This is a genomic window from Pseudomonas sp. AC463, assembly GCF_979253585.1.
On sequence record NZ_CEEDDZ010000889.1, the window covers coordinates 1 to 254 of the forward strand.

A 254-nucleotide genomic window follows, 5' to 3' on the forward strand; every position below is an offset into this window, starting at 1 on the left:
CGTAATTGCCCGTGAACGACCATTGCCACTGGCCGAGAGCACCGTTCATCGTCGTGCCGAGATGCCCGGTCAACGTGCTGCCCCGCTGCGTCAGCGGCGAGAACCCGTCCTCCAGCCGGCGGACGACATCGCCCGGCAACGTCACCACCGGCAGGCCGAACTGCCCGGTCGTGTCCGCCAGTTCCAGCGTCCCGTTAAACGTCGCCGACGTACCCAGCAGCGGCGTCGCATAGCCGGCGTTCGCCTCGAAATTG

At 66.9% G+C, this 254-nt stretch carries 1 protein-coding gene; it reads right to left on the bottom strand.

From position 1 onward, the window contains the following. Window positions 1-254, bottom strand: a 254-nt coding sequence (locus AC0IYH_RS32780; RefSeq protein ID WP_471838540.1) for a hypothetical protein, incomplete at both ends; no start/stop codon positions are given.